Genomic DNA, 21,826 nt, shown 5'->3' on the forward strand with positions numbered 1-21,826 from the left:
GCTCATCACACCCCCGGGGGAATTTCCATGCGTCGCACCGCACTCGCCGCTCTCTGTCTCGCCGCAGCGGCAACCGCCTCGCTCACCGGCTGTCTGCCCGGCCTGGACGAGGCGGACAGCAAGCCGAAGGGCCCGTTCGCCGGGCTGACCGGCGGTGAGATCGCCGAGCGGGCCGTGAAGGCCACCTCCAACGCCTCGTCACTGCGCATGAAGGGCACCGTCCAGGACGGCGACGGCTCGATCGACCTGGACATGGCCCTCGACAAGAAGGGACAGTGCGCCGGAACGATCAGCTTGAACGGCGAGGGCAAGGCCGACCTCGTCAAGGCCGGCGACACCGTCTACATGAAGTACGACGAGCAGTTCCTGCGCGCTCAGGGCGAGGGCCAGTCCAAGGCCGAGACCGACGGGGTGGTGGAGATGCTGGCCGGCAAGTGGACCAAGTCGGCCGCGACCGGCTCGGACTCCGAGGACCTCGCGAGCTTCTGCGACCTCGACACCGTGCTCGCCGACTTCAAGGACGTCCACTCCGACGCCACCAGAGGCAAGGCGACCACGGTCGACGGCACCCCGGCGATCGTCCTCCACGAGAAGGACGGCAAGGACAGGTACACCCTCTACATCGCCACCGAGGGCAAGCCGTACCTGCTGAAGATCATCGACAAGTCCGCCGAGGACCCGGGCACCACCACCTTCAGCGACTACGACAAGCCCGTCCCCGCCGAGACCCCCAAGGGCAAGGTCATCGACCTGGACGCGCTGGACGGCTGATGCCGCCTGGCGAACGAGCCCGGTGTCAGAGTGCGTGCCGCACCCACACATTGGGCTCGACGTACACCGCGTACCCGCGCCCCGGCTCGCAGTGCACCGGCACCAGCGCTCCGGGGACCTCGACGAGCCCCTCCTCGTCGAACGGCAGCCCCGTCCACTCCCGCCACTCGTCGAGCGAGGCCGCGACGGTCATCGAGGCGGGCGCGATGGCGTGGATGGTGGCGCCGGCGCGGACGTGGACGCGCAGCCACGGGTCGTGCGGCAGCCCGTCGCCGCGCTTCCTGAACGCGTACTCCTCCATCGCCGCACGCGGATGCAGGTGCTTCGCGCTCGGGCGCACGGGCGCGACGACCTCGCCGAACCCGTGCGCCCTGGCGTTGTCGCGCATCGCCGAGAGCATCCGGGCCGACAGCCCGCCGCCCTGGGCGTGCGGGGCGACGACGATCGAAATCGCGCTCACCGTGTCGGGCCGGACGCCGCGGCGCAGATCGGCGAACGCCCAGGTCAGCACCTGGTCCCAGCCCCGCGCAGGCAGCTCGCCCCGCTCCCGGCCCGCCAACGCGAACGGCACGCTGTAGGCGTGGGCGACGACTTCCCCGTGCTCGTCCTCCGCGAAGAGCACGTACTCCGGCAGTTCGGTGGCGATCCGGCCGTAGTGCGCGTCACCTACCGGGTCGTGGAGCAGGAACTCGGGCCAGGTGTCGGCCATGCCGACCACCCGACCATGCATCTCGGGACGCTCGGCGAGGCTCGACACCTTCAACTCCATCCGAACACCGTAGGCGTCAACTCATTCTGCGAGGAACCGTTTTTACGTCGGTTCCGCAGCCCGGCCGCGCCGTCATCCGCCGCACTGCTCCAGCATCATCTGCCGGTCGGGCGCGGTCACCGGCATCTTGTACTTGAGGGCGACCTCGGCGAAACGGACCGCGTACGCGCATCGGATCCGCTTGTTCGGCGGGAGCCAGGACGCGGGTCCGGAGTCCCCCTTGGACGAGTTTGCACGGCCCTCGACCGGGATCAGGTTGAGCGCGTCGTTCGCGAGTTGCTTGCGCTTGCTCTCGGGCCAGCGTGAGGAGCCCATCTGCCAGCTGTACGACAGCGGCACCACGTGGTCTATCTGCACCTCGGTGGCCTTCTCCTTGCGCCACTCGATGGTTGTGCCGGTGTAGGGATCATGCAGCTCCATGGCGATGACCACGCAGTCGGACCCGGTGCGGAAGCGCAGGTTCTCGCCGTCACGCTTCAAGAGATCGTTTCGGGTGTCACAGCCGTTGCGAGCGAGCGGGACACCGTCGGCCGTATCCATCCAGGCGTAGCCGAACTCGTCCCTGTCGTAGCCCGTCTTCGGCCCTCGACCCTTCGTCTGCACTGTCTGTATGAGTTTGCGAGCCTCGGTCCTGTCGGCCTCGCTCGTCACGGGTGCTAGCCCGGGCTTCGTTCCGTCGGGGTTCTTCAGCGGGCTGACGGCTCGCCCGTCCGGCGCCGGCGCCGGTGCCTCGCTTCCCGTTGAAGAACCACCGGTTTCAAGTCCCTCGCACCCGGTGACGAGAGCCAGGGCGGCGAACACGGCCGGCCCTGTGCGTAGACCCCTGGTCCAGAGCGTCACGCGCTTCCCTCCCCTTGCCTGACCATGACCGCCCTGGGCGGGCGGTTCCGGCCGGTCCTCACCGTAGCCGCCGCAGGGTCCGGGCCGTAACGGCCACCGACTCCTCCACCAACCCTCCCCCACCTGCCCCTGCCCTCACGACCCCAGAATCGAAGCCAGGAACTCCCCCGTCCACCCCAGCAGTTCCCGCCCGATCAGCGGCTTCCCGCCCACCTTCGCCGTCTTCGGGCGGGGCACCAGCACCTGGTGGGCGGCCGGCTTGATGACGACCCCCGGGTACAGCCGCTTGAGCCGGAGCTCCTGCGACTCCCTCAGCTCCACGGGCGCGAACCGGATGTTGTTGCCCTGGAGGACGATCTCCCCGACGCCGCACGCCCGCGCGAGCATCCGGAGTCCGGCCACGAGCAGCAGGTTCTCCACCGGCTCCGGCAACTTCCCGTAGCGGTCGACGAGTTCCTCGCGTACGGACTTGATGTCGTCCTCCGTGTTGACGGAGGCGATCGCCCGGTACGCCTGCAGACGCAGCCGCTCGCCGGGCGCGTAGTCGTGCGGGACGTGGGCGTCGACCGGGAGCTCGATCTTGACCTCCAGCGGCGGCTCCTCCTCCACGCCGCCTTCCAGGGAGGCGCGGTAGTCGGCCACCGCCTCGCCCACCATGCGTACGTACAGGTCGAAGCCAACGCCCGCGATATGACCGGACTGCTCGCCGCCCAGCAGGTTTCCGGCGCCCCGGATCTCCAGGTCCTTCATGGCGACGTACATGCCCGCGCCCATCTCCGTGTGCTGGGCGATGGTCGCCAGGCGCTCGTGCGCGGTCTCCGTCAGGGGCTTCTCCGGCGGGTACAGGAAGTACGCGTAGCCGCGCTCACGGCCACGGCCCACGCGTCCCCGCAGCTGGTGCAGCTGCGACAGGCCGAAGTTGTCGCCGCGCTCCACGATCAGCGTGTTCGCGTTGGAGATGTCGATGCCCGACTCCACGATCGTCGTCGACACGAGAACGTCGAACTTCTTCTCCCAGAAGTCGACGACGACCTGCTCCAGGGCCTGTTCCGACATCTGGCCGTGCGCCGTCGCGATCCGCGCCTCGGGCACGGTCTGGCGCAGCCGGGCGGCCGCGCGGTCGATCGACTCGACGCGGTTGTGGATGTAGAAGACCTGCCCCTCACGCAGCAGCTCCCTGCGGATCGCCGCGCCGATCTGCTTCTCCTCGTACGGGCCGACGAAGGTCAGCACCGGGTGCCGTTCCTCCGGCGGTGTCGTGATCGTGGACATCTCGCGGATGCCCGTCACGGCCATCTCCAGCGTGCGCGGAATCGGCGTCGCCGACATCGTCAGTACGTCGACGTTGGCCCGCAGCTTCTTCAGCTGCTCCTTGTGCTCGACACCGAAGCGCTGTTCCTCGTCGACGACGACCAGGCCCAGGTCCTTGAACTTCGTCTCGGCGGAGAAGAGGCGGTGGGTGCCGATGACGATGTCCACCGAGCCGTCCCGCAGCCCCTCCAGGACCGCCTTCGCCTCCGTGTCCGTCTGGAAGCGCGACAGCGCACGTACGTTCACCGGGAACTGGGAGTAGCGCTCGGAGAACGTCCCGAAGTGCTGCTGCACGAGCAGGGTGGTGGGCACGAGCACCGCCACCTGCTTGCCGTCCTGCACCGCCTTGAAGGCCGCCCGGACCGCGATCTCCGTCTTGCCGTAGCCGACGTCGCCGCAGATCAGCCGGTCCATCGGGACCGTCTTCTCCATGTCCTCCTTGACCTCGGCGATCGTCGTCAGCTGGTCGGGGGTCTCCGCGTACGGGAACGCGTCCTCCAGCTCGCGCTGCCACGGGGTGTCCCCGCCGAAGGCATGCCCCGGCGCCGCCATCCGCGCGCTGTAGAGCCTGATCAGGTCGGCCGCGATCTCCTTGACGGCCTTCTTGGCGCGAGCCTTGGTCTTGGTCCAGTCGGCGCCGCCCAGGCGGTGCAGAGTGGGGGCCTCGCCGCCGACGTACTTGGTGATCTGCTCCAGCTGGTCGGTGGGGATGTAGAGCCGGTCGCCGGGCTGGCCGCGCTTGGCGGGGGCGTACTCGACGACCAGGTACTCGCGGGTCGCGCCCTGGACCGTGCGCTGCACCATCTCGATGTAGCGGCCGACGCCGTGCTGCTCGTGGACGATGTAGTCGCCCGTCTCCAGGGTGAGCGGGTCGATGGTCTTGCGGCGACGGGCCGGCATCCGCGCGCCGTCCTTGCCGGCGGCCTTCTGGCCGGTGAGGTCGGTCTCGGTGAGGACGGCGAGCTTGAGGGCCGTGTCGACGAAGCCGTACTCGATGGAGCCGCATGCCACCTGGACGACGGCGGGCGTGAGCGCGGCGAGGTCCGTCTCCAGCCGGGCCGCGATGCCCTCGCCGCCGAGGACCTCGACGGTGCGGGCGGCAGGGCCGTGGCCCTCGGTGACGAACACCGCGCGCCAGCTGTCCGCGAGCCAGCCCTTCGTGTCGGCGAGGGCCCTGGCGGTGTCGCCCCGGTACGACTCCGGGGCGTGCATACCGAGCTTCAGGGTGTCCGCGTCGAGTTCTTCGTCCGCCGCGAACGGGGACACCGACCACCACATCATGTCCAGCTCACGCGCCCGGTCCCGGACGTCCGCGATGGACCACAGGGAGGCCGCGTCGACGTCGATGGGCGCCTCGCCCCCGCCCGCGGTCGCCGCCCACGACGCCTGCAGGAACTCCTGCGAGGTCGCCACCAGGTCCGCGGCCCGCGTCCGGACCCGCTCCGGGTCGCACACGACGGCCATCGAGCCCTGGGGCAGTACGTCGAGGAGCAGCTCCATGTCGTCGACGAGTACGGGCGCGAGGGACTCCATGCCCTCGACGGCGATGCCTTCCGCGATCTTCCCGAGCAGTTCGCCCAGCTCGGGGTGCGCCTCGGCGAGCGCCGCGGCCCGTCGCCGCACTTCGTCCGTCAGCAGCAGTTCACGGCAGGGCGGGGCCCACAGGCCGTGCTCGGCGACTTCGAGGGACCGCTGGTCGGCGACCTTGAAGTAACGGATCTCCTCGATGTCGTCGCCCCAGAACTCCACGCGCAGCGGGTGTTCCTCGGTGGGCGGGAAGACGTCGAGGATTCCGCCGCGTACGGCGAACTCGCCGCGCTTCTCGACGAGTTCGACGCGGGAGTACGCCGCTGCCGCCAGCGCCTCGACGATGTCCCCGAGGTCGGCGCTCTCCCCGGTGCGCAGGGCGACCGGCTCCAGGTCGCCCAGGCCCTTGACCTGGGGCTGGAGCACGGAGCGTACGGGGGCGACGACGACCGAGACCGGGCCGGTCTCCGGGTCGTCGGGGCGGGGGTGCGCGAGGCGGCGCAGCACGGCGAGGCGGCGGCCTACCGTGTCCGACCTCGGGGAGAGCCGCTCGTGCGGGAGGGTTTCCCACGACGGGTAGTCCACGACGGTGTCGGCGGGCAGGAGGGACCTGAGCGCTGCCGCCAGGTCCTCGGCCTCGCGGCCCGTGGCGGTCACGGCCAGGACCGTGCGGCGGGCTTCCCGGGCCAGTGCCGCCACGGTGAAGGGGCGGGCCGCGGGTGGGCCGACCAGGTCGACGTGCATCCGGTTGCCGTCGGTGGCGGCCTTCACCGCTTCGGTGAGTGCGGCGTCCTTGACTACGGCGTCGAGCAGACCGTGCAGGCTCATGAAGGGGCTTCCATCCGAGGGTCCGTGGGTTCGAGCAGAGGGCAACGCGAACCGCCCGACACGTCGTACGGGCCGGGGGTTGTCCAGGGTACGTCGGCGCGGTCGCGGGCGCCGTGCCTGTGGATAACGTCTGCTCGACAGCGCGCACGACGCGGGTGCGGGCCTGGCTGATTTCGCCCCCGCCGCCCCTACCCTCCCCCAAGCTCTCGGCTTCGCTCGAGCAGGGGGGGACCCCATCATCCCGTACCTGGGGGCTCCGCCCCCAGCCCCCCGAATCGGCCTGAACGGCCTCGTCCTCAAAGCCGGACAGGCTGGAGATGCCCGGGGTAGGCGGGAAAGTGCGGGCGGGCCGGGGGTGCATCGGCCTTACCGCCTCGTCCTCAAGCGCCGAACACGCTGGAGGTGCCCGGGTCGGCGGGAAAGTGCGGGCGGGCCGGGGGGCGGCCTGAACGGCCTCGTCCTCAAATGCCGGACGGGCTGGTTGTTGGCGGCCGGGCTGGGTGTGTGACGCCCCGCCCCCGACCGGCCCGCAGCCGCCCGCGTACCGAAGGGGACGGGACGGGGGTGTCCGCCCGCAGCGGATGGCGCGTCGGCTCGGGTGCCTCCAGCAGCCGACCGATTCCGCGCCAGACCGAGGACGGATACCCCCGTCGCGGCCCCGACCCACCCCCGGCGGCAGGCGACCCGCCACACGCCACACGCCGAAGCCCGGCGCCAAAGAGTCCGAAAACTCCCCGGCGCCGGGCTTTCCCCGTTCCCCCGTTCCCCGTGTCCCCCGTTCCCCCGTCTTCCCCCGTTCCCCGTCCCCCCGTCCCTGGCAGCCGCGCAGCTACTCCGTGGCGATCGCGTTCAGTACGTTCATTCGGCCCGCCCGGAACGCCGGGATCAGTGCCGCGAACAGACCCACGAACGCCGAGCCCACGAATACCGCGATGATCGTCGGCCAGGGGATCTCCAGGACGTTCAGGCCCTCCAGAGCGAGGAGCTTCTGGGCTGTGGTGCCCCAGCCCATGCCCAGGCCCAGGCCCAGCAGCGCGCCGAACAGGGCGATCACCACCGACTCCATGCGGATCATCCGGCGCAGCTGGCGGCGGGAGAGGCCGATCGCTCGGATCAGGCCGATCTCGCGGGTGCGCTCGACGACCGACAGGGCCAGCGTGTTCACCACGCCCAGCACCGCCACGATGATCGCGAGGGCCAGCAGGCCGTACACCATGTTCAGCAGCTGCCCGATCTGGTCCTTGAGCTCCTGCTTGAAGTCGGTCTGGTCACGGACCTGGTACTGCGGGTACGCCTCCATGGACTTCTTCAGAGCCGCGTACGCCTCCTTCTCCTGGCCCTTCTCGGCCTTGGCGAACATGATCGTGTTCGAGGGGATCTCGCTCGCGGGGACGTACTTCCGCATCGTCGCCATGGACAGGTACCGCGCGCCCTGGTCGATCGACGTGTCGTCGTCGGTGATGGCGGCGACCTTGAGCTTCGCCGTCTCGCCGCCCTTGAAGGCGACGGTCATCGTGTCGCCGACCTTCACACCGTGCTTGGTGGCGTAGTCGGAGCCGAGCGACATCGCGTCCTTGCCGTACGCCGCCGACAGCTCCCCCGCCGTCGTCGCCCGGCGCAGGTCGTCCGCGTAGGTCGGGTCGGCCGCCGTGACCCCGCTGTCGTCGGTCGTGCCGTCCGGAGCCGTCAGCGTCGCCTCGATCTCCTTGTAGCTCGTGACGTGCTCCAGGCCGGGTGACGTCTCCATGGCCTTCGCGGCCTGCGGGACGATCCGCTGGGTGTTGGACTGGACGATGAAGTCCGCGCCGACCGACTTGTCCAGCTCCTCGGTCGCGGAGGCCACCATGGAGGAGCCGACCACCGAGAGGCAGGCGACGAGCGCGAGCCCGATCATCAGGGCGGCGCCGGTCGCTCCGGTGCGCCGCGGGTTGCGCAGCGCGTTGCGCTCGGCCATGCGTCCGACGGGGCCGAAGGCCCGCAGCAGGACCGCGCTGATCACGCGGACCACTCCGCCCGCGAGCAGCGGGCCGACGATCACGAACCCGACCAGGGTGAGCACGACGCCGGCACCCAGGACGAGCGAGCCGTCCTTCGCCTTGTCCGCGGTGGCCGCGCTGTAGAGCGCGAAGGCTCCGGCGCCGGTGAGGACCAGCCCGATCAGGCCGCGTACGAGACCCGCCTTGCCGTCCGCCGGCGTACCGGCGTCGCGCAGGGCGGCCATCGGGGAGACCTTGCCCGCGCGGCGGGCCGGGAGGTAGGCGGCCAGGACGGTGACGACGATGCCGAGGAGGAGGCCGATCACCGGGGTGGTCGTCTTCACGGTCAGGTCGGCGGTGGAGAGGTTCATGCCCATGCCGGACATGAGCTTCATCAGACCGATGGCGATACCGACGCCCGCGCCGACGCCGAGGATCGAGCCGACGACGCCGAGCAGCAGCGCCTCGACGAGCACGGACCGGTTGACCTGCTTGCGGGACGAGCCGATCGCCCGCATCAGGCCGATCTCGCGGGTGCGCTGGGCGACCAGCATCGAGAAGGTGTTGATGATCAGGAAGACGCCGACCAGGAAGGCGATACCGGCGAAGCCGAGCATGGCGTACTTGATGACGTTCATGAACTCGCCGACGCCCTCGCGGTTCTCGTCCGCGTTCTCCTTCTGCGTCTGCACCTTGAACGACCCGGTGCCGTCCAGCGCGGACGTGACGTTCTGCTTGAGCCGCGCATCGGTCACGCCCTGCGCGGCCGCGAGGTTGATGTGCGTGAACCGGCCGGTGGCGCCGAGCAGTTCGCGCTGCGCGGTGGCGGTGTCGAAGTAGACGACGGCGGCACCGGGGTTGGTCACCTTGAAGGAGGCGATACCGACGATCTTCGCCTTGAAGTCGCCGGTGACGGCGATGGTGCGCAGCTCGTCACCCATTTTGAGGTGGTGCTTGTCGGCGGTGTCCGCGTCGACCATCACCTCGGTGGGCCCGCGCGGGGCGTGCCCGGAGGTGATCTCCATCGAACGCAGGTCGTTCTTCGTCCAGTTGCCCGCGATGGTCGGGGCGCCGGTGGTCGACCCCATGTTCTTGTTGTCGCTGTTGACGACGGTCACGTTCATCGAACTGACCGCGCCCTCGGCCGACTTGACTCCCTTCGCCGTCCGGGCCTTGGCGAGGACCGAGGCGGGCACGGACTCCGGCTTGCCGTTCTGCGGGGTGTCGTCGGCCTTGGCCTTCTTGGGCAGGACCGTGACATCGGACGACGTCGCGGCGAAGAGCTTGTCGAACGTCGTGTTCATGGTGTCGGTGAACACCAGCGTCCCGCAGACGAAGGCCACCGACAGCAGGACCGCCACGGCCGAGAGTGCCATGCGTCCCTTGTGCGCGAAGAAGTTGCGCATCGAGGTCTTCAGGACGGTCATGACGTGCGCCCCCGGGCGTCGAAGTCCTTCATGCGGTCGAGGACGGCCTCGGCGGTCGGGCGGAGCATCTCGTCGACGATGCGGCCGTCGGCCAGATACAGCACCCGGTCCGCGTACGAGGCGGCCACCGGGTCGTGCGTGACCGTCACGATGGTCTGGCCCAACTCGTCGACGGACCTGCGCAGGAAGCCCAGCACCTCGGCTCCCGCGCGCGAGTCCAGGTTCCCGGTCGGCTCGTCGCCGAAGATGATCTCGGGGCGCGCGGCGAGGGCACGGGCCACGGCGACGCGCTGCTGCTGGCCGCCGGAGAGCTGGGTGGGCCGGTGCTTGAGGCGGTCGCTGAGGCCGACCGTCTTGACGACCTGGTCCAGCCAGCCCCGGTCCGGCTTACGGCCCGCGATGTCCATCGGCAGCGTGATGTTCTCCAGCGCGTTCAGCGTCGGCAGCAGGTTGAACGCCTGGAAGATGAAGCCGATCCGGTCCCGGCGCAGCCGCGTGAGCTTCTTGTCCTTGAGGCCGGTGATCTCCGTCGCGTCCAGGAAGATCTGCCCGGAGGTGACGGTGTCGAGGCCGGCGAGGCAGTGCATGAGCGTGGACTTGCCGGACCCCGAGGGGCCCATGATCGCGGTGAACTGGCCCCGCGCGATGTCCACGTCCACGTGGTCGAGAGCGACGACCCGGGTCTCCCCGGACCCGTATGCCTTGACGACCTGCCGCGCCCGCGCGGCAACGGCCGTACGCTCTCCAGTGCCCCCGTGCCTGGGAATGGTTACAGCCGATGTCACGGTAAGTCTCCTATGTCGGTCAACATATGGCGTGCGCGTTCTGCTACATCGATCAGTCTGGTGGCGGGAGGGGGTCCGGCGCGCTGGTGCTCAGCGCAGTCTTTTCCGGGGGAAAACCCCACCCTCGAAGGTGCGGTCCGTACGAGCGGACCCGCCCCCCAGCGGCGTAAAGCCAGGCTAAGGAGCGGCCGCACCCCGTCTCGTCCTCCGGCGGTACGAACCCTCCCCGAGCCGTAGTACGGAGGTACCCCTAAGGGCTCTCCACCCCTCGGTGGAGGGGGCCTCAGGGATGACTCCCCCCTTACGCCCACTGAGCGTCCACCCTCCCGCAGCGTGAGGGTCAAGTGAGATGGTGTGCTCCGGCAGATAGATGCAATGGGAAAGGAATCCCGTGAGGCAGGGGAACCCGTGAGCCAGGAGGGCATCCAAGGTCCGGACACCGGCGTCCAGCCCGCACCGGCCGACAAGCGGGTGGAGACCCGCAGACGCCGTGCCGTGGTCGCCGCGCTCATGCTCGCCATGGGCCTGGCCGCGCTCGACTCCACGATCGTGTCGACGGCCGTCCCGCAGATCGTCGGCGACCTCGGCGGCTTCTCCGTCTTCTCCTGGCTGTTCTCCGGCTATCTGCTCGCCGTGACGGTCACGTTGCCCGTGTACGGCAAGCTCTCCGACACCTTCGGCCGCAAGCCGGTCCTGATCGTGGGCTCGGCCCTCTTCCTCCTTGGCTCCCTGCTCTGCGCCGCCGCCTGGAACATGGCCGCACTGATCGCCTTCCGGATCGTCCAGGGCCTCGGCGGCGGCGCACTCCAGGGCACGGTCCAGACCCTCGCCGCCGACCTCTACCCACTGGAACAACGCCCGAAGATCCAGGCGAAGTTGTCCTCGGTCTGGGCGATGTCGGCGATCGCGGGCCCGGCGGTCGGCGGCCTTTTCGCCGCGTACGCCGACTGGCGCTGGATCTTCCTCATCAACGTGCCGATCGGCGCGCTCGCGCTCTGGCTGATCGTCCGACACCTGCACGAGCCGGAGCGCACGCCGGGCCCCCGCCCCCGTATCGACTGGGCGGGCGCGCTCACCGTCTTCGCGTGCGGCGGCGTCCTGTTGACGGCGCTGGTGCAGGGCGGGGTCGCGTGGGACTGGCTGTCACCCCCGTCCCTCGCCCTCTTCGGTACGGGACTCGCGCTGATCGCCGTCCTCATGGTCGTCGAACGCCGGGCCGCCGAACCGATCATGCCCGGCTGGGTCTGGCGCCGCCGCACCATCGCGGCCGTGAACCTGGCCCTCGGCGCGCTAGGTCTGCTGATGGTGGCCCCGACGGTCTTCCTCCCGACGTACGCCCAGTCGGTCCTCGGCCTGGCGCCCGTCGCCGCCGGATTCGTGCTCTCCGTATGGACGTTGAGCTGGCCGGTGTCGGCCGCGCTCAGCCAGCACGTGTACCGCAGGATCGGTTTCCGCAACTCGGCGATGCTCGGCATCGGCACGGCCACGCTGATCCTGCTCGCGTTCCCCTTCCTCCCCTACCCCGGTGAGCCCTGGCAGCCGGCGCTCCTCATGCTGCTGCTCGGCGGCGCGCTCGGACTCTTCCAACTCCCCCTGATCATCGGCGTCCAGTCGTCCGTCGACTGGGCCGAGCGCGGCACGGCCACCGCCTCCATACTGTTCTGCCGCCAGACCGGCCAGACGATCGGCGCGGCCCTGTTCGGAGCGGTCGCCAACGGGGTGCTGGCCGCACGGCTGGGCGGCGCGGGCGACCTCGACGGCGTGACCCGCGCCCTGGACTCGGGCACCTCCGACGAGCATCTGCGCCGCGCGGTCGCCGACGCGGTCCACGCGGTCTACCTGGGCGCGGCCTGCGCGGCCGGACTCGCCTTCCTGGTCCTGCTGTTGCTGGCACCGCGACGGTTTCCGATTCTGCGGGGCCCTGCCGACGACTAGTTCCTCGTCAGCCGGTGAGCCGCTCAGCCGGTGCGGAGGTGCGACGGGAGCGGGCCAGAGCCAGCCCCCCGATGACCAGGGCGATCAGCCCCACCACCAGGGCCACGATGGCCCCGCCCAGCCCGTTGCCGGTGCCGATACCACCGTCGGAGGTGGCCACAACCAGGCCGCCGAAGGCCATCGCTGTCAACCCTGCTGCCAGGGCCACGATGGCTCCGAGTCGCCCGGAGCCGGTGCCGAAACGACCGGCGGGGCGGGCCAGGGCCAGCCCGCCGATGACCACGCCGGTCAGCCCCAGCACGGCGGCCACAGAAGCCCCGAGTCGCCCGGCGCTCATGGTGTAAGCGCCGGCGGCGGCCGGTTGGACCGAGACGTGCGCGGCCGCGGGTGCGGCAAGCACGATCCCCCCGAGCAGGGCGGCTCCGGCCACGGCAAGCACACGTCGGACCGACATCAGGGCTCCTGATGAGCTCATGTCCCTCGCCTCTTTCGTACGTCTCGTTTCCGGGGTTCGGATGTGGCCCGATCATGTCGCCGGGGCGCACCGCCGGTCGTCCCGCGGACGCATGCTCTTCGCGCTGCCGCCGAGGGCGCACCCGGATGCCGCGGACGCCGCAGGCGGCGCGAAGGTACCGCGTGCGCGGTAGGCAGCCGCTCGTCCGTGAGCCGGACTCGCCCGCGGCGACGTCCGGCTAGGGTGCGCGCATGAGTACAGGACGGTCCCGTGTCCAGAGCGGTGTCAGGGACTGGGCCATAGCCGTCGGCGTGGCGGCGACGCTGCTGGTCACCGGGCTGTCCGGGCAGCACCCCGCCACGAACCTCGCCCCACTCGGCTACGCGCTCCTGGTGGCCGGCGGCCTGGCGCTGGCCGCGCGCGGCCGGGCTCCCGTTCCCGTCCTGGCCGTCACCGGGGTGTGCGCGGTGGGTTACCAGGCGGCCGGCTTCGACGTGCCTGCCGTCGCGTACCTCTTCGCGGTGTACGCAGCCGTACGGGCGGGACATCGCACCATCACGGTGGCGGCGAGCGTCACCATGCTGGCCGTTCTCCCCCTCGCGGCCCTGGCCTCGGGCCTGCACGACACGGGCGAGGCGTTCGCGCAGGCCCGAGGCGCCCTCGAGCTGGCCTGGCTGATCGCGGCCGCCGCCGCGGGTGAAGCGCTGCGGCAGGCCGAGCGTCGGGCGGACGAAGCCGAGCGCACCCGGGAGGAGACCGCGCGGCGCCGCGCCGACGAGGAACGGCTGCACATCGCGCGGGAACTGCACGACTCGCTCACCCACCAGATCTCGATCATCAAGGTCCAGGCCGAAGTCGCCGTCCACGTGGCCCGCAAGCGCGGCGAACAGGTGCCGGAGGCCCTGCTGGCGATCCAGCAGGCCGGCCGGGAGGCGACCCGGGAACTCCGCGCGACCCTGCAGGCCCTGCGCGATGACGACACGACACCGCCGCGAGGGCTCGACCACATCCCGGAACTGGTGGAACGAGCCCGTTCCATCGGCCTGGACGCGACGCTGACGATCGAAGGACAACGACACGACGTGCCGGTCGCGGTCGACCGGACCGCCTACCGGATCGTTCAGGAGTCGCTCACCAACATCGCCCGGCATGCCGCCGCCGGCACGGCGTCGGTCCGGATCGACTGCCGTCCGGACACCCTCGCGATACGCGTCGATGACGACGGCAAGGCCACACCGGACACCGCCCCGGTGCCCGGCGTCGGGCTGCTCGGGATGCGCGAACGCGTCACCGCCCTCGGTGGTCGGCTGCGGGCGGAGCCGCGCGGCGAGGGAGGCTTCACCGTCCAGGCCGAACTCCCCGTGGAACAGACGTCATGATCCGTGTCCTGCTGGTCGACGACCAGCCGCTCCTGCGCAGCGGATTCCGCGCGCTCCTCGACCTCGAGGACGACATCGAGGTGGTGGCCGAGGCCGGCGACGGGATGGAGGGCCTGGCCCTCACCAGGGAACACCTGCCCGACATCGTGCTCATCGACATCCGGATGCCGGTCGTCGACGGCATCGAGGCGACCCGGCGCATCGCCGCCGACCCCGCCCTGGCCGGGGTACACGTCGTCATCCTGACCAACTACGGCTTCGACGAATACGTCTTCGACGCGCTGCGCGCCGGCGCGGCAGGATTCCTCGTCAAGGACATCGTGCCGGAAGACCTGCTCCACGCCGTACGCGTCGCCGCGCGTGGTGACGCCCTGCTCGCACCGTCGATCACCCGCAAGCTGATCAACCAGTACGTCACCCAGCCGCTCCACACCGGTGCCGGCACGGGGCTGAAAGAGCTGACCAACCGCGAACGTGAGGCCGTCGCCCTGGTCGCGCAGGGCCTGTCCAACGACCAGATCGCCGACCGCATGGTGATCACCCCGATGACCGCGAAGACCCACATCAACCGGGCCATGGCCAAGCTCCACGCCCGTGACCGTGCCCAACTCGTGGTCCTCGCCTACGAATCCGGCCTGGTAACCCCACGCAACCGCTGACATCGGCGGGCCCATGGCGCGCTTCACCAGTGGGTGAATGAAGGCAGCGGGCGCTCGTTAATCCGGTCGCGGAAGGCGCCCTGGCTCTGGAGACTCCATGGTGTGGATCGCTTGGCGGAGATCGCGGATCGGCTGACCGAAGTCAGCGGCGTCGTCGGGGTGTGTCTGGGAGGCAGCCGGGCGAGGGGAACACATTCCCCGTCCTCCGACTTCGACCTGGGCCTGTACTACCGCCCGCCGCTGGACACCGCCGCCCTGCGTCTGCTCGCGGCCGAGCTGACCGGTGGGCCGGTGGAGGTGACCGAGCCGGGCGGCTGGGGGCCCTGGGTGGACGGCGGGAGCTGGCTGACCGTCGACGGTCACGCCTATGTCGGCGAGCTGGCCCTCGGGCGCATCCTCGCCGACCCCGGCGGCGAGCTTCAGGCCCTGCGGCAGCAGACCCGCCGCTATCCCGAGCCGCTGCGCGAAGCGCTCATCGCCAACGCGCGATGGGAGGCGCCGTTCATCCTGGCCGGCGCCCGCAAGGGCGCGGCTCGCGGCGACGCCTTCTATGCCGCCGGTTGCCTCTTTCGCGCGGTGGGCGTTCTCGTACACGCCCTCCACGCGCACGCCAGGACTTGGGTACCGCTCGACCGGGTCGACACCGCCATCACATGAGCGTGCCGCTCGCTCGCAGCAGCGGCAGTACGTGGTCGCGGACGGCCGGCGCGAGCCGCAGGTCGCCCTCCCGGCCGGAGACCCACCGCATGTGCGCGAGCTCGGCGGCGGGCCGGGGGACCCCCTCGATCCGAGCCTCGAACACCGTCAGCTTCATGGGTACGCCCTCAAAGGCAGCCACGGCCTCGACCACAGCCAGGAAGCGCGGCTCCACGGGCCGCACCCCGAGCTCTTCGTCCAGCTCCCGCGTCAGCGTGTCCAGCGACTCCTCGCCCGCGTCGGGCTTACCGCCCGGCAGATAGAAGAAATCAGGAGCCGCCTGCTTGCTCACGACCAGGAGCCGGCCCGCCTGAACGATCGCGGCCGCCACAACCACCATGTATGTGCTCCTCTCCGGTAACCGGTAACTCACGTACCCGGCAAGCACTTCGGACACGCACACGGCGGAAAGCGCCCCGGCGACTCGATCGGCGCGGCCTCGCGCACCGGTTCGTAGGTCACCTTCGGCCCCCAGGTCCGTCCACTGTCCCGCGAGACCCGCAGGGTGATGTACGGACCGGGGACCTTCTCGTCCGCCACTTCCATCCCGCCCACCTTTCACTCTCTGTGTCGATCAGGACACAGAGTGGCGTGAGCGTGGGTACGCTCGGTAGGTAGCAGAGCGTGACAACGGCGTCCGCACGAGAGGGAGTTGCGCAGGTGGCGATCGAGGACAATCCGCGTTCACGGGAGAAATACGGCGAGGAGTTGAAGCGGAGACGGGAGGCGGCCGGGCTCACACAGGAGGAGCTGAGCCAGCGTGCGGTGATGTCGCGCACGCATATCGCCCACATCGAGGCGGGGCGGCGGCGTCCTGATGTGGACGATGCGCGGCGGTTGGACCAGGTGCTGGAGGCCGGCGGGTTCTTCGTACGGTTCCTGCCGACGCTGGATGGGCGGAAGGTGGCGGAACACTTCGCGGAGGCGCTGGAGTTGGAGCGCCAGGCGACCATGATTCGGGAGTATGCCTGCACACTGATTCCCGGATTCCTGCAGACCGAGGCATACGCGCGCGAGGTACTCAGCTCCGGCGCTTCCCCCAAGAGCGACGACGAACGTGACCGGCTCCTCGGCACGCGGCTAGAACGCGCACGGATCCTGGACGATTTCCACTCGCCCCTGGTGTGGACGTTGCTCGATGAGACGGTGCTGAGACGGCCCATCGGCGGCCCGGCAGTGATGTGCGAACAGCTCCGTCACATCGTGAAGTTGGGGGAGCATCGCCGCATCCGTGTGCATGTGCTTCCCTTTGCGGCCGGTTATCACGCCATGCTGGAGGGGCCAGTCAAGCTCATGTGGTTCGAGGACCTGCCACCTGTCGCCTACGTGGAAGGCTTGAAGAGTGGCAGGGTCTGGGAGCTTCCTGCCGTGGTGGGCGAATGCCAGGTGGCTTACGATCATGCGCTGGGCGACGCCCTGTCACACCGCAAATCCCTAGCCCTGCTCAGTTCCGTCGCGGAGGATTACGAGCATGAAGCGCAGCGAGCACACCATCCCTGACACCTCGGTGCTGTCCGCGTGGCGCAAGTCGACGTACAGCGGGGACAGCGGCGGCAACTGCCTAGAAGTGAACGACGCCGCCCGCCCCTCCCACATCCCCGTCCGCGACAGCAAGAACCCCACCGGCCCCGCCATCGTCTTCTCGGCCCCGGCCTGGCAGGCCTTCGTCGGCGCGGTCGGCGGAATCGGGCACTAGCCGCCGGTACTACCGGGCATCCCGAGCCGGGATGAGCGAAGTAAGCGCATACCGACCGGCCAGTTTGGCAAAAGCCGCGCACATCTCCGTACCGCCGAGTAGCGTGCGTGGCTCCCACACCCCCGTTTCCCTGCGGTCCGCACCGGACCCGAGCCACGCAAGGAGAACCGGGATGGCCTACGACCCGTCCTCGCCGCACCCCGTTCCACCACCGCACGACTCATCGCCCTCGTACCTCACCTATCCCTGGGCACCGGCACCGGCACCACCGCCGGCGCCGGACCCCGAGCCGACGCGGCGCCCCCGGTACGCCGCGCTCGGCCACCACAGCGACCTCCGTGTGCTGCGCACCGCGTACCGCTGGCAGCGACGCGTGGCGACGCTCACCGCGCTGGGCTACTTCACGCTCTTCCTCGTGCTGTCCGCGTCCGCGTCGTCGTTCATGGCGAAGGAAGTGACCGACGGGCTGCCCGTCGGACTGCTGCTCGGGCTCCTTCAGGTGCCCGTCACGGGCCTGGCGATCGCGCTGTACGAGTACACGGCCCGCCGGGGCGTCGACCCGGTGGCCGAGCGGATACGGAAACAGGCGGAGTTGGACGCCAAGCGGGAGGCCGCCCGATGACCGAGTTCAGCAGTTCCGCGCAGTCGATGTCGCTGGTGGCGTTCACCGTCGTCGCCACCATCACGCTGCTGCTGTGTGTGATGACCGGACCCGACCGCGACGACCTCGACGAGTTCTACACCGGCTACAGCTCGATGTCCCCGATGCGCAACGGCCTCGCCATCGCGGGCGACTACATCTCCGCCGCGACCGTACTCGGCACCGGCGGCGTGATCGCGCTGTTCGGGTACGACGGGATCGTCCTCGCCCTCAGCACGGCCCTCTCGCTGATGCTGCTGATGTTCCTGCTGGCCGAACCCCTGCGCAACGCGGGCCGGTTCACCATGGGCGACGTCCTGGCCCGGCGGATGCCGGGACGCTCCGCACGCATCGCCGCGTGCGCCGTGACACTCGTCGCGCTGCTGCCGCTGATGCTCGTCCAACTCGCGGGCACCGGCGACCTGATGGCGTTCCTCCTCGGCTTCTCCGGCGACGCGCTGAAGACCGGCTGCATCATAGGCCTCGGCACGCTGATGATCAGCTACGCGGCGATCGGTGGCATGAAGGGCACCGCTCTCATCCAGATCCTGAAGATCGTGATGCTGCTCGGCTCGGGCGCGGTCGTCTGCGTACTCGTGCTGAACAAGTTCGACTGGGACCTCGGCGGCCTCTTCGACGCGGCGGCGCGGGGCAGCGGGGCGGGACCGGCGTTCCTGACCTCGGGCCTGCAGTTCTCGAGCGGCCCCAGCCCCGAGCTGGACATGATCACCTCAGAGCTGACCGTGGTACTCGGCGGCGGTGTGCTGCCCCACATCACCATGCGCATGTACACCGCGGGCAGCGCCCGTCAGGTACGCCGGTCGATGTCCTGGGCGGTGTCGTCCGTGGCCCTGTTCGTGCTGATCATCACGCTCGTCGGCGTCGGCGCCACGGCGCTGCTCGGGCGCGAGGCGATCATGGCGGCGGACCCGCAGGGCAACACGGCCTATCTACTGGGCTCGCGTGCCGCGTTCGGGACGGACATGTCGACCGCCGAGACCCTGCTGTTCACCACCGTCACCACGGCGATCTTCCTGACGGTGCTCGCCTCCGTGGCCGGCATGATCCTCGCCTGCGCCAACTCCCTCGCGCACGACGTCTTCGCCCACGGCAGGAAGCAACTGTCACCGCGCCGCGAGATGACGCTGGCCAGGGTGTCCGCGGCCGCCGTCGGCGTCCCGACGATCCTGCTGGCCACGATGGTCCAACACCGCAGCCTGCAACCGCTCGTCACCCTCTCCTTCTGCCTCGGCGCCTCGGCGATAGCGCCCGCGCTGGTCTACGGCCTCTTCTGGCGCCGCTACACCAAGGCGGGCCTCCTGTGCACCCTGATCGGCGGCTCGGTGAGCACGCTCGTTCTGATGACCGGCACCAACCTGGTTTCCGGCTCCCCCATCTCCGCCTTCCCCGACCACGACTTCACCTGGTTCCCCTTCACCACCACCGGCGTCCTCTCCATCCCCCTCGGCTTCGCCTTCGGCTGGCTGGGCACCGTGGCCTCCGGCCGGCACCGGGCCGACAAGGAGCGCAAGCAGTACGAGGAGGTTGAGGGGCGCATCCTGGCGGGGGTGGTGCGGAAGGACTGAGGAAGGGCTGGGGAAGGGCTGGGGAAGGGCTGGGGAAGGGCTGGGGACGGACTGAGTTGGGGGGGGCGAGCCCCCGCTACTCCGCCGCCGCACGGCCCGTGAGCGCCGCGAGACTGCTGCGTACGTGGTCCATGTGGGCCCGTACGACATCCCACCGCTCGCTGTGCTCACGCAGCACCCGCTCCGTCTCACGGGCGACCCGATCCGCGATGACACTGGCCTCCGAGACGAGCTCGGCAGCCTGCACCTCCGCATGCTCCTGCCGGCGCCGAGCCGTCTCGCGGGCATCCGCCAGGGCCTGTTCCGCCTCGGCGAGGCCCTGCTCGGCGCGCGCCAACAGCGGACCATGGTGCGCATCGAACGCGTCCTGCCGGTCGGCGGCCGCCCGTCCGGCCTCCTCCCAGCGCTCGAGATGCTCCCTCTCCTGCTCGGCCAGCAGCCCCTCCGTACGCTGCCGCATCTCACGCAGCGCGGCGAGCGCCTCGCCCCGGCACTCCTTCACCTCGCGCCGCGCGGCGACCCGCATCTCGTCGGCCTCGGCCTGCGCCGCCAGCAGCCGGTGCCGGGCCCGCTCCTCGGCCTCGCCACGCACCGCCTCGGCCTCCGCCCGCGCCGCCTCACACGCACCCTCGGCCGCCGCCTCCGCCTCCTCGACGGCGCGCCGCGCCTCCAACCGCGCGTTCTCGCGGAGCGACGCCCCCTCCTCCACGCCGAGTTCGAAGAGCCGCCGGGCGCTCTCCCCGAGGATCTCGTACGTCTGCGCGGGAAGCCCCGCCACGAGCTCGCGCATCCGCTCCGCCTCCGCCTCCATCTCCTTGGCCAGCACGGTCAGTCGAGCCGCCCGCTCCCACGCGGCGTCCCGGTCCCGCGACAGTGCCTCGGCGTACTCCTCGACCTGATCGGGACGGTAACCACGCCCCCGTCCGACCACGAAGCCCTGAGGCGACACCGATGCGCTGCTCATCCTCGAATCCCCTCTTCGGCGTGAGACGTACAACAGACACGATTTGCCGCACATCTTGGTTGATCAGACGGAAGTGTTCATAACGCGACACTCCGCCCCATTCATCCTGTCAGGGATCAGGGCCAAGAGATCGGGGCCATCCGACGCAACCAGCACATCTCATGCATCCCGCACAAAAAGGGCCGGGCCCGGTCAACCGACCGGGCCCGGCCCTTACTGAGAGCGGCGAGTGAATCTCAGGTCAACGACAGGTCAGAGCAACCCGTCCCACATCTCTTCCAGCAGCACCGACCACCAGCTCTCCGGCGACCCGAGCGCCGCCGGATCGAGGGAAGCGAGCTGCGCCTGGAAGTCGACGGTCCAACGCCCCGCCTGCTCCTGGTTCAGCCCGAACCGCAGCCGCCACATCCGGCCGAGCAGCGCCAGACTGCGCGCGAACTCCGGCAGCCCGGTGTTCACGAACTGCGGCGGTACGGGAGCACCGCCCGGACCGGCCTCGACGGGTACGGCCACGATGTTCGCCGTGCCGTACTGGACACAGATCGCCTTGCCGAAGTCGCTGCCCATCACCAGATACGAGCCCGCGTCCGAGGCCGGCTGCACCCCGCGTTCCTGCGCCAGCTCGGCCAGCGTCGGCACCGGGCGGCCCGGCTGCGCCTGCGCCCAGAAGAACGGGCCCATGTCGACGGGCAGGCCGGCCACCACCAGGGTGTGCGCCACGATCGGCGGGACGCCCTGCCGGGACACCGCACCCTGGTCGAAACGGAAGACTCCCGGCCCGAACGCGGCGGCCAGCTCCTGCCCGATCGCCTCGGGCGGAATCGGCGGCGCCGGCTGCACCTGCGGCAACGGCGCCCGCACCGGCGCGGGCCGCGCGGGCCCGTCCGCCACCTGGTGGAGCTCGCCCTGATGCGCGAGCAGTTGGGCCATGCCCTGCTGACGGCTCGCGTGGTCCGTGCCGTACGGAGCGATGCTGGTGATCCGCGCCTGCGGCCAGCTCTCCCGGATCATCCGCGCGCAGTACGCGCCCGGCAGCTCACACGACTCCAACTCCGTGTGCAGCTCCAGCACCTGCTGCGGGGGCACGTTCATCGCCCGCAGCTCGTGCAGGATCTGCCACTCCGGGTGCGGGGTGCCCGGTGCGGAACGGCGGATCAGCTGCTGCTCGGAACCGTCCTGCGCCCGGTAACGGAGTACGGCCTGATAACCGGGACCGACCGTCGGCTGCCCCTGCGGCGGGTAACCGTACGCCGGAGGCTGCTGCCCGGGCATGGGCTGACCGGGAACGGGACCCTGACCCGGCATGGGCTGACCGGGCATCGGGCCCTGGCCGGGCATGGGCTGACCCGGCGCGGGCTGACCCGGCATCGGCTGCGGAGCGCCCGGAGGCATCCCGGGAGCGGCGGGCGCGCCGGGCGGCATCCCGGGGGCCTGGGGCGGCGGAGGAGCGCCCGGCCCGGCGGGGCCGGGACCGGCCAGCATCGTCTCGGCGTGGTGGACACCGCCGGAGGGCGTACCACCCGGAGGATTCGGAGCGCCGGGGGCACCCGGAGCGCCAGGCGCGCCCGGAGGCTGAGGCGCAC

General features: G+C 70.5%; 17 protein-coding genes and 1 pseudogene. 9 read left to right on the plus strand and 9 right to left on the minus strand.

Annotated elements, in window-relative coordinates:
- Positions 1-27: 27 nt before the first annotated feature.
- A complete protein-coding gene (locus tag FE633_RS41920) occupies positions 28-771 on the plus strand; it encodes a hypothetical protein (RefSeq protein WP_138050420.1) in 744 nt (247 codons plus the stop codon).
- A gap of 25 nt (positions 772-796) precedes the next feature.
- On the opposite strand, the gene FE633_RS41925 is transcribed toward FE633_RS41920, so the two are convergent.
- The 5 genes from FE633_RS41925 to FE633_RS41945 all read right to left on the minus strand — a co-directional run bounded on the left by FE633_RS41925 (position 797) and on the right by FE633_RS41945 (position 10,234).
- Positions 797-1,540, minus strand: coding sequence for a GNAT family N-acetyltransferase (locus tag FE633_RS41925; RefSeq protein ID WP_138050421.1), 744 nt, complete (start codon positions 1,538-1,540; stop codon positions 797-799).
- 72 nt (positions 1,541-1,612) lie between these two features.
- Entirely contained in the window at positions 1,613-2,380 is a 768-nt protein-coding gene (locus FE633_RS41930) for an HNH endonuclease family protein (protein ID WP_138050422.1), read from the minus strand.
- Between the two features lie 135 nt (positions 2,381-2,515).
- Positions 2,516-6,046, minus strand: coding sequence for a transcription-repair coupling factor (mfd, locus tag FE633_RS41935; protein WP_138050423.1), 3,531 nt, complete (start codon positions 6,044-6,046; stop codon positions 2,516-2,518).
- A gap of 829 nt (positions 6,047-6,875) precedes the next feature.
- Positions 6,876-9,449 carry an ABC transporter permease gene (locus FE633_RS41940; RefSeq protein ID WP_138050424.1) on the minus strand — a complete coding sequence of 858 codons (2,574 nt, stop codon included), beginning with the start codon at positions 9,447-9,449 and terminating at the stop codon, positions 6,876-6,878.
- Positions 9,446-10,234, minus strand: coding sequence for an ABC transporter ATP-binding protein (locus tag FE633_RS41945; protein WP_138050425.1), 789 nt, complete (start codon positions 10,232-10,234; stop codon positions 9,446-9,448). Before FE633_RS41945 ends, FE633_RS41940 begins: the two co-directional genes overlap by 4 nt.
- 408 nt (positions 10,235-10,642) lie before the next feature.
- On the opposite strand from FE633_RS41945, the gene FE633_RS41950 reads away from it, so the two are divergent.
- Positions 10,643-12,169, plus strand: a complete 1,527-nt coding sequence (locus FE633_RS41950; RefSeq protein ID WP_484422056.1) for an MFS transporter — start codon at positions 10,643-10,645, stop codon at positions 12,167-12,169.
- A 7-nt stretch (positions 12,170-12,176) separates the two neighbouring features.
- Here FE633_RS41950 and FE633_RS41955 read toward each other — a convergent pair whose 3' ends face one another.
- Positions 12,177-12,623: a DUF6223 family protein gene (locus FE633_RS41955; RefSeq protein ID WP_138050427.1), complete on the minus strand. Its 447-nt coding sequence runs from the start codon at positions 12,621-12,623 to the stop codon at positions 12,177-12,179.
- A gap of 251 nt (positions 12,624-12,874) precedes the next feature.
- Here FE633_RS41955 and FE633_RS41960 point away from each other — a divergent pair, with 251 nt between their 5' ends.
- From FE633_RS41960 to FE633_RS41970, 3 genes and pseudogenes are all read left to right on the plus strand, one after another.
- Complete coding sequence (locus FE633_RS41960) at positions 12,875-14,002, plus strand: sensor histidine kinase (protein ID WP_138050428.1); 1,128 nt, start codon at positions 12,875-12,877, stop codon at positions 14,000-14,002.
- Complete coding sequence (locus tag FE633_RS41965) at positions 13,999-14,661, plus strand: response regulator (protein WP_138050429.1); 663 nt, start codon at positions 13,999-14,001, stop codon at positions 14,659-14,661. The genes FE633_RS41960 and FE633_RS41965 overlap by 4 nt, the downstream gene beginning before the upstream one ends.
- Positions 14,662-14,763: 102 nt before the next feature.
- Positions 14,764-15,285 (plus strand): annotated as a pseudogene (locus FE633_RS41970) (DUF4037 domain-containing protein); the annotation flags it as partial.
- A gap of 25 nt (positions 15,286-15,310) precedes the next feature.
- Here the strand turns inward: FE633_RS41970 and FE633_RS41975 are convergent.
- On the minus strand, positions 15,311-15,697 hold the full coding sequence (locus tag FE633_RS41975; protein ID WP_138050431.1) for an NUDIX hydrolase: 387 nt from the start codon (positions 15,695-15,697) through the stop codon (positions 15,311-15,313).
- Positions 15,698-16,017: 320 nt separating this feature from the next.
- Here FE633_RS41975 and FE633_RS41980 point away from each other — a divergent pair, with 320 nt between their 5' ends.
- The 4 genes from FE633_RS41980 (at position 16,018) to FE633_RS41995 (ending at position 19,279) form a co-directional block, all read left to right on the plus strand.
- Complete coding sequence (locus tag FE633_RS41980; RefSeq protein WP_138050432.1) at positions 16,018-16,857, plus strand: helix-turn-helix domain-containing protein; 840 nt, start codon at positions 16,018-16,020, stop codon at positions 16,855-16,857.
- Positions 16,829-17,053: a DUF397 domain-containing protein gene (locus FE633_RS41985; RefSeq protein WP_138050433.1), complete on the plus strand. Its 225-nt coding sequence runs from the start codon at positions 16,829-16,831 to the stop codon at positions 17,051-17,053. Before FE633_RS41980 ends, FE633_RS41985 begins: the two co-directional genes overlap by 29 nt.
- Before the next feature lie 172 nt (positions 17,054-17,225).
- Entirely contained in the window at positions 17,226-17,675 is a 450-nt protein-coding gene (locus FE633_RS41990; RefSeq protein WP_138050434.1) for a DUF485 domain-containing protein, read from the plus strand.
- Entirely contained in the window at positions 17,672-19,279 is a 1,608-nt protein-coding gene (locus FE633_RS41995; protein WP_138050435.1) for a sodium/solute symporter, read from the plus strand. The genes FE633_RS41990 and FE633_RS41995 overlap by 4 nt, the downstream gene beginning before the upstream one ends.
- A gap of 76 nt (positions 19,280-19,355) precedes the next feature.
- On the opposite strand, the gene FE633_RS42000 is transcribed toward FE633_RS41995, so the two are convergent.
- Both FE633_RS42000 and FE633_RS42005 read right to left on the minus strand, forming a co-directional pair.
- Positions 19,356-20,243, minus strand: coding sequence for a cellulose-binding protein (locus FE633_RS42000; protein WP_138050436.1), 888 nt, complete (start codon positions 20,241-20,243; stop codon positions 19,356-19,358).
- Between the two features lie 252 nt (positions 20,244-20,495).
- On the minus strand, positions 20,496-21,826 hold a 1,331-nt coding region (locus FE633_RS42005), incomplete at its 5' end, for an SUKH-4 family immunity protein (protein ID WP_171060345.1).

The sequence above is a fragment of the Streptomyces montanus genome, from assembly GCF_005786655.1.
GTDB classification, from domain to species: Bacteria; Actinomycetota; Actinomycetes; order Streptomycetales; family Streptomycetaceae; genus Streptomyces; species Streptomyces sporangiiformans.